Raw genomic sequence first — 11,155 nt, 5'->3', positions numbered from 1 at the left:
CCGGGGGCCCCCCGGGGGGGGGGGGGCTGCTCGAAGGACGAGGCGGGCGGCCCCGGGCCTGTCCGGTCCCTCCAGGACGAGGGGCTCGGTGCACGTCAGTCAGCCTCCGCGGCGCCGCGTGTCGGGACCGTCGCAGGAAACAGGGTGACACGCCGCGCGTGTGGGAGGGAAAGGCATCAGGCGGCTCGCTTTGCCATCGCCCCGCGCTGAAGCGTCGAGTCCGACACCGGCTTTCCGCTGCCGGCGTGTTGACCTACCAGATCAGGTCGTCCGGCACCTGGAACCGGGCGTAGTAGGCGTCGTCCTCACCGGCCGGTGCGTCAGGCGCATGGCGACCGTGATCGAGGACGATGGCGTCGGCTTCGCGCTCGTAGATCTTCTCGGCTGCGGCGCGGGGGATCAGTTCGTAGCCCTGGTCGAGCCGCGCGATCACCAGCGTGCCGCTGGCGAGCTGGCTGCGCAGGGCTTCGTTCACCAGCACGCTGCGGATCGCCTTGCCGTCGGTGAAGCGGTAGTCGATCTCGCCGCTGCGCCTGACCTTGTGCGTGTCGATGATCTGCCGCACCTGGGCACGCAACTCGGCGGCGCGGGCCTGGGCATTGCGCTCGGCGGCCAGCGCGCGGTCGCGTTCGGCGCGATCGGCCTTGAGGCGCTCGACGTCGACGCTCTGCTCGCGTGGTACCGCCGCGCCCTGCTTGCCCTGCTTCTGCTTGGCCTGCTCGCGCGCCACCTGGTTGACCTTGGCCTTGTTGACCAGGCCTGCCTTGAGAAGTTGATCCTGCAGGGGGTTGCGCACGGTAGGGCCACGTCGTGAATGGGCAGGCCATTGTAGTGCCGTGGTCGAACGGAGCGGAGTCCGGTTCGCCTGATCCGAGCAGGAAACGGGGGGCAGAGTGCACGTTCTCGAAGCGAGCGTGGTGACGAATCGACTCTGCCCCCGTTTCACCGATTCAAGCCGGTCCGGTCCAGAAGGCTCAGGGAACCAGCGGCCAGCTCACCTTGTGGATGTTCGGCGGCGGCGGCAGCCACCAGCCAGCGGCCCGGTAGCCGTATTCGTAAGTCACGGTATCGTGCATGGCGAACGAGTGCATCGGCCCGGCCTGGCAGACTACGTCCCGTGCCGGCATGACGCCGGAGTTGAGATAGCCGAATTCGACGTTGGCGGTGCAGGCGTTGTCATCGAACATCACGCCGTGCGTGGTGGCATTGTCGACCAGCACCATCCTGGAGACCGGTCCGTTCTCGAGTCGATCCTTGAACGCCAGGGAGTAAGGCGTGGACGGGTCGAACTCGTTCTGCACCATCAGCGCACGCACGCGGGTGCGCGACTCCAGCCGGCGGTCGAGCGCCGGCCGCCACGGCCAGTGCTGGCACTTGTCCACCAGCGTGGATGCACCGATGGCCCAGTAGCGGTGCACGTCGGCGATCTTCTGCGCGATGCTGCGCTTGTCAGTGGAGCCGGAGTCGTTGCACTGGAGCACGTCGGCCATGGGGTTGAAGCTGGTCCGGGTGCGCAGGTCGGCAAAGGTCACCGCAGCCATCTGTTCGGCGTTGGCGATGTCGGCCGGGTTGCCGTCCAGCGCCGTGGACATCGCACTCAGCGAGGGCGACACCAGCAGATCCCAGAACACCCACATGCCGGTGCCGTCCAGCGAAGCCAGCGCCTGGTCCGGCGTGACGGTGCCCATGCGGTGCTCCGACGCGGCCTGGTAGATCCGCTGGAAGGTGGTCATTACCTGTTGCGGCGTGGTGCCCATGTGGAACTGGTCGTTGTGCCGCGCGATGAACGGGATGAACGCCTGCTGCAGGTTCAGCTGGTCCATCGCCACGCGGTGAACTGCCTGCTGCTGCCAGTCCAGGTGCAGCCAGTTCATGTTGCTGTCGAGCACCACGCGCTCGAACTGCCCGGGGAACATGCGGTTGGCGTAGGCCATGAGGCTGCTGCCGCTGGAGACGCCAAACAGGTCGGCATGCCGGAACCCCAGGATGGCACGCACCAGATTCAGGTCGCGCGCGTGGCTGGGTGTGCTGATGCCCTTGAGGAAAGTCGCCTGCTCCCGCAGGCAGGCACTGATGGTTCGGTTCCACCAGTCCTGCTGCGCCTGCACGCTCTCGGCCGTGGGATTCCGGCTGTCGCCGTCCATGAAGTTCTCGGCACCGCTGCGTTGCGCATAGTTGCAGCTCACCTGGGTGCCCAGGCCGTCGCTGATGCCGCGCAGGTCGACACCGACCACCAGGTGATCGGCCTGAATCTGCGGCTGCAATTGCTCGAGCATCTCCGCCATCGACGCGCTGGAGTTGTCCGGACCACCCGCGTTGACGAGCAGCAGGCGGGAGTGCGGCGGCGGATTGCGTGGCCGGGAAATGCCGATGGTGATGTCTCCCTGGCCCGGATCGGCCCAGTCGACGGGTACCGTGACCAGGGCGCACTGGATGGTGCTGCCGTCGGTGAACAGCGATGGCGGGCAGTCGCCCCAGTTCACCGGTTGCTGGTAGTACCGGGCGTAGGCCGGATCGCTGCTGTGATCGTCGATGCCCGCGCCATGCGCGCCGGCAAGCCACGGGAACCCCGCGCAGCCGATCAACAACGCCAGCGTGCGCGCAGATAACGTAAAGAGCTTCATCTTCATGTTTCCTTGGTCAGTGGTGGCACGCGAAACATCCGGGTCTCGCCGGTCCCTCGGTGCGTACCGCCATGGCGTTGCGGGTTGCCATGACCCGGAACCGGGCGAAGGCGGGCGCACGGAGGTGCCGGGGCGACGCCTGGTCTGTTCTGGAACGATCGATTCGCTTCTCCCCTGGCGGGACTGCCCGGAGCGGGCGTCTGCCGCGGCGGGCCTTGCCTGGGTGGGGGCGCTGCCAGCCGTGGCATCATCATTCACCCGTGCGGGCGGGACCGTAAATGACCGGTCGCGGGCTTTTTCGATGTAACCACTTTGCGTCGGTCCGGGGAGTGCGGATGGCAGGCAGGCGGCGGGACGACGAGCCGATGTATGTGCGGATCGCCGAGTCGATCCGTTGCGATATCGATTCGGGCCGCTTTCGGGTGGGCGAGTGCCTGCCGGGAAGCCGTTCGATGGCTGTCTCCCTGGGGGTTTCCCGCACCGTGGTGCTGATGGCTTACGACCAGCTGGAAAGCGAGGGCTATCTGGATTCGCGCTCCGGCAGCGGTACCTATGTGAGCGCGCGCCCGGTCAGCGTGTTCGCTGGCGGGGCGCCGGCGGCGGAGTGCGTCGCGGTGCCCGGGGAGCCGCGTCTGTCGCGCCTGGCCCGGCGCGCCGTGCTGCCCGCCTTGGCCGATGCAGGTCCGCCGGTACTCTCGGGGGAGGTGATCGATCTGGCGCAGCCCCGGGTGAAGTCCGACCCGCGCAGCCTCAAGGCGTGGAAGCAGAACCTGATGGCCCTGCTGCGCCGTCGCGATGTCCCCGACTTTCCCGAGCTGCAGGGCGCGCTCGCGCTGCGCAAGGCCGTGGCCGGCTATCTGGGCATCGAGCGGGCGATCGAGGTCGATCCGGACGACATCCTGATCGTCAGCGGCGCCCAGCAGGCACGCGACCTCATCGCCCGCGTCCTGCTCGACGAAGGCGAAGGCGAAGGCGTGGGCGTGGAGGAACCCTGCCACTGGAGCGTGCGGCACACGTTCGAAGCGATGGGGGCGCGCGTCGTGCCGTGCCGGGTGGACGCGCACGGCCTGGACATCGAGGGCCATGCCTCGGCCCTGGACGGCGTGCGGCTGGTCAACGTCGCGCCGTCATTCCAGTTTCCCACCGGCGTGGTCATGCCCGAGCAGCGGCGCCGCACCTTGCTGCAATGGGCATACGCCCACGACGCATGCCTGGTGGAGGACGATTTCGACTGCGAGCACCGCTTCGGCGTGCGCACCTCCCCGTCGTTGTGGTCGCTGGATCGCCACGGCCGGGTGATCCACGTGAGCAGCTTTGCGCGCTCCCTGTTTCCTGCGCTGCAACTGGGCTACATGTTGTTGCCGCGTTCGCTGCGCGAGCGGTTCCTGGCGGTGAAGTGGCTGGCGGACCGCGGCAGCATATCGATGCAGCAGCACGTGCTTGCCGCATGCATCACCAGCGGCCAGTACCTGCGTGATCTGCGGCGTACCGCCCACCGTCTGGCGCCTCGCCATCGCGCCTTGCACGACGCGCTGCAGGCCCGGCTGGGCGACACCATGAGGGTGACCGGCTCGGTGGCGGGCGGATCGCTCTTCGTGCACCTGCCGCGGTTGCCGCGCAGTGCTACCGGGGCCTTGATGGCCGGAGCCCTCGAGCGCGGCGTGCGTATTCGTTCCGCCGAGCGCTTCCACCGGATGCCGCCCGATCATGTGACGCTGGTGCTCAGCTATGCCGGAATTTCCGAGGCAAACCTGAGGCGAGCGGGGGCCCGGCTCGCGGAAGCCTGTCTGGCGATGGCGGAGCGCTGAACCCGTCGCCGCCATCAACCCGGGCGAGGTTGGATGCCGGGAGTGTCTGCCACGACGATGGTGGCTCCTTTGCGGAGGCTTCCGTGCCCTTCGCATCACGCAAAGGGAAGCGCGGGCAGGGCTCGCAACGTTCCACCACGGAAATCGGGGCGCCGGTCAATTTCTTGTATTTCCTCGTAACTGCCCCTTCACCCCAGGTCGTCAGGTACATGTTGTGAGCGTCCTCGGTGAACGCAGGATCGGTCTTGTGCATCAGATCTTCCTCGTTGCGGCGGCGCTTCGGCCGCACAGGCGGCAGGGACGTCACCGAAGGAGGCGAGGAGCAGGAGCGGAGGGACGGTCTTGATCACAGCAACTCCAGGAAAAATAAGATGACGGGGCCGGGTTCACCTGTTTCGCGCAGGGAGGTGAACCCGCCCCCGCCCGGTTGTTCGGTTCAATCCGTGGCGCCTTCCCCGGGCCCCTGGTTGGCAGCCTGGAGCAGGGCAAGCACCTGCTTCCAGGGCGTCGGCCCCTGATGCATGGCGAACACCGTGCGCACGTCCAGGTGCGCGCGGTCGACGGCCTGCGCCACCTCGGCCATCAGCTCCGGCTGGTACAGCGCGCCGGACTTCGGATCGAGCACCAGCGTGTCGCTCGCGTACAGCAGTCTGGATGCCGGGAAATAGACCATGTACTGGCGGCCCGTATCCGCGCCGCGCAGCGGGTAAAGCTCGATCCGTTGCGTGCCGCTGCCGATCACGGTGCGGCCGGACACGTTGCGCCACTCGGGAGCGGCCGGCTGTTGCTGAAGGTGGTCCGGGTGGATCCGGTGGGGCGCATCCACCAGGCGTTGCAGCAGGGGCAGGTTGAGGTCGAGCGCGTAGATCGGCAGGTGCCGGGCCACCGCTTCGCGCACGCCACCGGCGTGCGGCCACGAATCGGAGGTGGTCAGCACCGCCTTGATCGGAAGATCGGGATAGCGCTGCCTGGCCAGGTCGAGCAGGCCCGCGGTATAGACCGGCGAGATCGGCGACTCGAGCACCACCACGCCGTCGTCCTGCCTGATCAGTGCGGTGTTCCAGGCGCCGGGGTACAGGTCCACGCCCGGCGCCAGTGCGACCGGATGCTTGCCATCGAACGGCTGCTCCCAGCGACTGGCGATGGGCCCATCGGCCGGCCGCGCGTGGGTGGTGTCGAAGGTGCCCGCTGGCGTGGCTCCATCGATGGTTACCGTGAGCACCTGGGTCGAGCGCCAGACCTTGCCGTTGCGCTCCTCGATGCGCGTGCTCGGATAGTGGATGCCGTCGACCAGGATCCAGTTGTCATAGTCGATCTGCTCGCTGACGTCGCCCCAGGCGTACCAGAAGTCGTCGAAGGTGCGTGTCCGCTGCAGCGCATCCGGCAGGTGGGTCACCGGATCGAGCAGGACCTGCCAGGTGCGGCCGTCCACGTCGAACGCCAGGCTCGTGTGCAGGACACCGTGCAGCATCTGCGGCTTTCCGTAGCGCAGGTGAGTGGCGTGATCGGCAGTGAGCAGCAGGCGCATCGGCTCCAGCTGCAGCCGCTCGTCCAGGACGACCCGGGCACTGCCCGGCAGTGGCTGGCTGCGCTCGCCGCTGCGGTAATCGCCCCCCTGGGGTGTCATCACCAGGGTGGAGGTGATGTCGGTGGGACTGGTGCCGCCGGCCTGCGGCCAGGTCAGCGTCTGCTCGCTGCGCACGCGCGCGCCGGTGAAGTCCAGCCATTCGTGGTAGCGCTGGTAGGAGGCCAGGAACGGTTCCTGTCGATAGGACTGCTCCATCAGCAGCGTGTGGCCCATGCCCTGCCATTCGATGTGCGACACGGACTCGAGCCGGGCACGCCCGCCCATCGCGTCGATGGCGGTATCCAGACAGGCACGCGGCGCGAGCGTTTCGCAGCCCGTTGCGCTGCCGGCGGCGGCAGCGGGCACGGCGACCAGGGGAGCCAGGGCGATGACGAGGGCGGACGTGCGTCGGGACAAGGCGGGCATGGTCGTTCCGGCAGTGGGGAAGGGGAGACCCTAGCGATCGGCCTGCAGGCCCGCCTGTAGCGTCAGTCATGCCGTGACCGATGGCAGGGCTGCGCTGCTGCGGAGGCTCCTGCCATCGCCAACGGTGCCGCGCTACGCCAGGTATCCAGGCGGCCGGTTCATCGGTCGCGCCGCCGGCGGCGCATCCTCGATCGCCGCGCCGCGCCGCGTCGCGTCGGGCGCGGGCGCGGGCAGGCACCTCATGCGTACTGCGCGATGCCGTTGCCGAAGGACCAGTTCTCCCGCGCGGTTTCCACCAGGTTGATGAACACGTCTTCCGGACGCAGCCCGGGGTCGGCGGCGAGCTTCTCAGCGACGCGGCGGTAGAAAGCCTGCTTCTGCACCACCGTGCGGCTGTTGTTGCAGACGATCTGCACGATGACCAGGTCGTCGCTGCGCTCGATGCCGAGGTAGTGCGGATCGCAGTCGAACTCCGAGGGATCGTGCTGGTGGACCAGGATGAAGCGGTCGTCCTCCGGCACGCCGAAGGTCTCGCGCATGGCTTCGTAGACGCCGTTGCGCAGGGCGGCGAGATGGGCGGCGGGCTTGCCGCGACGCAACGAGATGCGGACGAGGGGCATGGGGGTTCTCCTTCGAGTGGTTGTCAGTGCGCGATCGCGGCTTGCGAGACGTGGCCTACGCGGTAGAGGCGGCATGCGTTGTCGGTGAGCCCGGCGCGGAAGTCGGGCCACAGGCGGAAGCGCACCAGCGTCCAGCTGGTGGGCTCGAATGCGGTCACGGCGGCCAGTGCTCCTTCGGTAACGGCCGCATGGGCCATGTCGCTCTCGTGCTCCCGCCAACGTTCCATGCATGCGTCCTCTGGGATGGGGACGATCTCGCGGCTGGCGCAGACCGCCGTGGACAGATCGCCCGACGACAGCGCCTGCCAGACCGACCACGCCTGCACGACGGGACGTCCGAAGTCCCGTGCCAGCGCGGCAAAGCCGGCTCCGCCCAGGAAGGCGTTCATGCCTTCGCCGTCGTGCCACAGGTAGAAGGGGGCGTAGCGGTTGGTGCCGCCCGGCAGCACCGGATCGTCGGACGTCGAGTAGAGCCAGGCCTTGAATCCGAGGCCGGGAAAGCCGTCGAGCAGGTGGCCCTTCTCGGCGATCCGGCGGCGGATGACCGCCATGTCGTAGTCGGCGGGCAGGGTGATCTCGTACTGCATCGCGAGCATGGCGGCGTCCTCAGTGGCTGTCGTCGAGCTGGCGCAGCACGGCGAGGGCGGACATGGCCACCGGCCAGCCGCCGTAGAAGGCCAGGTGGGTGGTCAGCTCGACGAGCTCTTCATCGGTCAGGCCGTTGTCCCGCGCGCGGCGCAGGTGGAACGCCAGCTGCTCCGCGCGGTTGAGCGCGATCAGCGCGGCGACCGTGGCGATGCTGCGTTCGCGTGGGGCGAGCCCGGGGCGTGCCCAGATATCGCCGAACAGCACCTCGTCGGTGAGCTCGGCCAGCTTGGGGGCGATGTCGCCGATGGCCTTGCGGGCGTGGTGGGGATCGTGCGGCATCGTGCGGCCTCGTCGGATGTGGGTTGACGCCGCGTAACGTACCGCCGCAGGATGATCCCCAAAATCGGAATTTATTGAACATTAAATCCACAAAAGCGGGATGATCAGATGAGCCGCGTCTCCTTCGATCCGGACGTCCTGCGCAGCTTCGTGCAGGGCGTGGAACTGGGCAGCTTCGCCAAGGCCGCGGAGCGGCTCAGTCGATCCACCTCGGCGGTCAGCGCGCAGCTGAAGCGGCTGGAGGAACAGGCGGGGCGACCGTTGTTGCGCAAGGCGGGGCGTGGCATGGCGCTCACCGAGACGGGCGAGGTGATGCTCGGCTATGCGCGGCGACTGCTGGAGCTCAACGACGAGGCCGCCGCCGCGGTGCGAGGGGTGGAGCTGGAAGGCCGCGTGCGGCTCGGCCTGCAGGAGGATTTCGGCGAGACCCTGCTGCCCGCCGTGCTGGGTCGCTTCGCGCGCGCGCATCCGAAGCTGCGCATCGAGGCGCGCATCGCGCGCAATGCCGAGCTGCTTCACGGGGTGAACCACGGAAAGCTCGACCTGGTGCTGGCCTGGGAGGGCGAGGAGAGCAGTCCGCATGTCGAGCGCATGGCGCGGCTGCCGATGCGCTGGATCGGCTCGGCCGGCGCGCGCACCCCAAGGTTGTGCCGGCGCGGAGAGGCGCTGCCGCTGGTGGTGCTGGATGCACCCTGCCTGGTGCGGCGTGCCGCCATCGACGCCCTGGACCGCGCCGGCATCGCCTGGCGTATAGCGTTCACCAGCGCCAGCCTTGCCGGCACATGGGCGGCGGTCACGGCGGGGCTGGGGGTGAGCGTACGCACGCCGCTGGGCCTGCCGGCGGGCGTGCGCGCGCTGACCGCGAAGGAGGCGGGCCTGCCCGCATTGCCGATGCTGGGACTGGCGCTGCATCGCGCCGAGGCCGAGCCGCCTGCGGCCGTGGCCCGGCTGGCGGAGATCCTGGTCGGCACGCTGTCGCCATCGCTGTCGGTCTGAGTTTTTGGACACCCAGGCAGCAGGACGCGATGGCCGGAGCAGGGCGCGTCGGAGTTCGCGGCCCTTCACTGTCGCGGACGGTACGGCTGGTGGGGCGTGCCGCCCCCGTCCCGCGGACGGCGCGGGCGTTGCACGTCGTCCAGGTCACCCTTTGGCGATTCCGATAGTTGATTAACGCCGGGGGATGTATGGTGGAGCCGTCAGCATCACCGGCAGGTGCCGGCCGCAATCCCGTACATGGGTGGAGGCATCGATGCTCCAACACAGTTCTCTGGTCGACTGGTGCAATCTCACTGCGCGGCCCGTGCTCGAAGCGGCCGCGTTTGGCCAGCCGGTGTCTTTTTCCGCGAAGCAGGCCATTCGTCGCCTCGACGTACTGCTGTCTGGCGACATGAGTGCTGCCGACAGGGGGGAGGGCATCGATGCCACGCAATGGTGCCGTCTTTGCCGGGCCCTCGACGAGCATCCCGAGGCATACGGAAGCTTTGTCGTCGCACTGAGCCACGGCTCCGGTGCGCTGAAGAAACTCGTGGACGCTCTTGCGCCGCGGACGTCGTAACGCATATCCGGCGCGGCCGGGTGTGATTCTTGTCCTCGAGTGTTCCTCTCGGGATCGCCTTTCCACCTTTCCGACCGGGACACCACCATGAAGTCACCGTTGAAGCCGTTGTCACTGACCGACATCCACGAGATCTACGGAAGTTCGCCCACGAAACAGGGCGAAGCCGCCAAGTCCCCGCTGGCCAGCTACAAGCGATCGGAGCATTTCAAGCGGGACGCCGGGCATTCGGGAATGCAGCCGGCGAAGCTGGATCCCTTGGGCAAGCTGTCGAGGTTCGGCAAGCGCTGACCCCGATAGGCATCCCATCGGCTCGTGTGCCGGGTGCGCCTCCGTCGGAGGCGTCCCGTCTCTGCCTCGGGCCGAGGTCGGTGCATGGTCCAGCGCCGGATGCCGGAAGCGCTCTGTTGGCGTCGGCCGCGTGGCTGGGCGCGCCCGCCAGGAGTCTGGTGCCCGTGCGGTTCCCCCGCGACAGCGCAGGCTGCGGCCATCGGGTTGCCCGGAGGGTGTACGATGCATTCCTGCAACCTGCATCTTCCCGCGCGTTCCGCCCGGCCGCCTCGCGCCCGCACGCCACGCTTCTTCCTCATGTGTGGCCCGCGGCCTGCGGGATGACGCTCCCGGAGAGTCGATGCCAGGTTATTCCACCCGCAGCGAAAAGGTGTATGTCGGAGGACTCACCTACCGGCTGCGTGTACTCAGCGACAAACAACAGTTCACGGACCCCGATGGCCACGCCCGGCGGCTGGGCATCTCCCCCGCGCAGTGGAGCCTGTTCGGCCAGATCTGGCCGTCCGGACGTCTGCTTGCCCAGGCCATGCTCCGGGTCGACATCGCTGGCCGGCGGATTCTCGAGCTCGGCTGCGGTATCGGATTGGCCAGCCTGGTGCTGCAGCGGCGTGGCGCCAATGTCGTGGCTTCGGACATGCACCCTTTGACCGAGTCGTTTCTCGCCTACAACGCGGCACTGAATGCGCTGCCTGTCGTGCGTTATCGCGCGCTGCGCTGGGACGTGCCGACGCCGTCGCTTGGCCATTTCGACCTGATCATCGCCAGCGACGTGCTGTACGAGCGCGACCAGGCATGGCTGCTGGCCGGGGTGGTGGAACGGCATGCCGACCGAAAGGCGGAAGTGCTGGTGACCGATCCCGGAAGCGGGCACTGCGCGGACTTCAACCGCATGCTGGCAGCACAGGGCTTCGCCCTGGACGAAGTGCGTTGCCCGATGGACGACAACGACGTCCCTCCCTACCGCGGTCGCCTGCTCCGATACCAACGCTAGCCCATCGCCACGCATGGCCGTGCAGGCCCTGCGTTGCATCGTTGTCGACCGTTTTCTCCCCCCAAACCAAAGGAAAGACACATTGGCCAAGATCAACTATGCGTTCGAAAAGCGGCAGCGCGAAATCGCCAAGAAGAAGCAGAAAGACCAGAAACAGTCGAAGAAGCAATCCGGGCGCGAGGGCGACAAGTCCGCCGACCAGTCCGGGAAAGTCATGAGGGGTTAGTCGGACCCTGCCGTCGGATGGTGGTCCGAAAAGTGGCCACCTGCCGGGTTGGACCGCCCACCGGAGCGGATCCGCAGAATGGTTAGCGGGTCTGCGGGCATGGGCGGCGCTTCCCCGGGT

At 68.0% G+C, this 11,155-nt stretch carries 12 protein-coding genes; 6 read left to right on the top strand and 6 right to left on the bottom strand.

Annotated features, from left to right (window positions below; all coding sequences use genetic code 11):
* Window positions 1-253: 253 nt before the first annotated feature.
* Window positions 254-796, bottom strand: coding sequence for a DUF2058 domain-containing protein (locus tag C693_RS0111635; protein WP_017462452.1), 543 nt, complete (start codon window positions 794-796; stop codon window positions 254-256).
* Window positions 797-974: 178 nt separating this feature from the next.
* A complete protein-coding gene (locus tag C693_RS0111630) occupies window positions 975-2,624 on the bottom strand; it encodes an alpha/beta fold hydrolase (RefSeq protein WP_100243700.1) in 1,650 nt (549 codons plus the stop codon).
* A 278-nt stretch (window positions 2,625-2,902) separates the two neighbouring features.
* Here C693_RS0111630 and C693_RS21655 point away from each other — a divergent pair, with 278 nt between their 5' ends.
* Entirely contained in the window at window positions 2,903-4,432 is a 1,530-nt protein-coding gene (locus C693_RS21655) for a PLP-dependent aminotransferase family protein (RefSeq protein WP_241762664.1), read from the top strand.
* 436 nt (window positions 4,433-4,868) lie between these two features.
* On the opposite strand, the gene C693_RS0111620 is transcribed toward C693_RS21655, so the two are convergent.
* The 4 genes from C693_RS0111620 to C693_RS0111605 all read right to left on the bottom strand — a co-directional run bounded on the left by C693_RS0111620 (window position 4,869) and on the right by C693_RS0111605 (window position 7,972).
* Window positions 4,869-6,425 (bottom strand): hypothetical protein, encoded by a 1,557-nt coding sequence (locus C693_RS0111620; protein WP_017462449.1) that lies wholly within the window; start codon window positions 6,423-6,425, stop codon window positions 4,869-4,871.
* 239 nt (window positions 6,426-6,664) lie between these two features.
* Window positions 6,665-7,045, bottom strand: a complete 381-nt coding sequence (locus tag C693_RS0111615) for a tautomerase family protein (protein WP_017462448.1) — start codon at window positions 7,043-7,045, stop codon at window positions 6,665-6,667.
* Between the two features lie 23 nt (window positions 7,046-7,068).
* A complete protein-coding gene (locus C693_RS0111610; protein ID WP_017462447.1) occupies window positions 7,069-7,641 on the bottom strand; it encodes a DUF4865 family protein in 573 nt (190 codons plus the stop codon).
* A gap of 10 nt (window positions 7,642-7,651) precedes the next feature.
* The gene (locus C693_RS0111605) at window positions 7,652-7,972 is read right to left on the bottom strand and encodes a carboxymuconolactone decarboxylase family protein (RefSeq protein WP_017462446.1); all 321 of its coding nucleotides are present in this window, start codon (window positions 7,970-7,972) and stop codon (window positions 7,652-7,654) included.
* 108 nt (window positions 7,973-8,080) lie between these two features.
* Between C693_RS0111605 and C693_RS0111600 the strand changes: the two genes are divergently transcribed.
* The 5 genes from C693_RS0111600 to C693_RS24020 all read left to right on the top strand — a co-directional run bounded on the left by C693_RS0111600 (window position 8,081) and on the right by C693_RS24020 (window position 11,035).
* Window positions 8,081-8,968 (top strand): LysR substrate-binding domain-containing protein, encoded by an 888-nt coding sequence (locus C693_RS0111600; RefSeq protein ID WP_017462445.1) that lies wholly within the window; start codon window positions 8,081-8,083, stop codon window positions 8,966-8,968.
* Between the two features lie 253 nt (window positions 8,969-9,221).
* On the top strand, window positions 9,222-9,527 hold the full coding sequence (locus tag C693_RS0111595; RefSeq protein ID WP_017462444.1) for a hypothetical protein: 306 nt from the start codon (window positions 9,222-9,224) through the stop codon (window positions 9,525-9,527).
* A gap of 87 nt (window positions 9,528-9,614) precedes the next feature.
* Complete coding sequence (locus tag C693_RS0111590) at window positions 9,615-9,818, top strand: hypothetical protein (protein WP_017462443.1); 204 nt, start codon at window positions 9,615-9,617, stop codon at window positions 9,816-9,818.
* A gap of 340 nt (window positions 9,819-10,158) precedes the next feature.
* On the top strand, window positions 10,159-10,809 hold the full coding sequence (locus C693_RS0111585) for a class I SAM-dependent methyltransferase (protein WP_017462442.1): 651 nt from the start codon (window positions 10,159-10,161) through the stop codon (window positions 10,807-10,809).
* 82 nt (window positions 10,810-10,891) lie between these two features.
* Window positions 10,892-11,035: a hypothetical protein gene (locus tag C693_RS24020; RefSeq protein ID WP_020379886.1), complete on the top strand. Its 144-nt coding sequence runs from the start codon at window positions 10,892-10,894 to the stop codon at window positions 11,033-11,035.
* Window positions 11,036-11,155 lie beyond the last annotated feature (120 nt).

This window comes from Dyella ginsengisoli LA-4 (assembly GCF_000334915.1).
GTDB lineage: Bacteria > Pseudomonadota > Gammaproteobacteria > Xanthomonadales > Rhodanobacteraceae > Dyella_A > Dyella_A ginsengisoli_A.
Note: the sequence above shows the minus strand (reverse complement) of the source record. Positions and strands in the feature narration are given on the sequence as shown.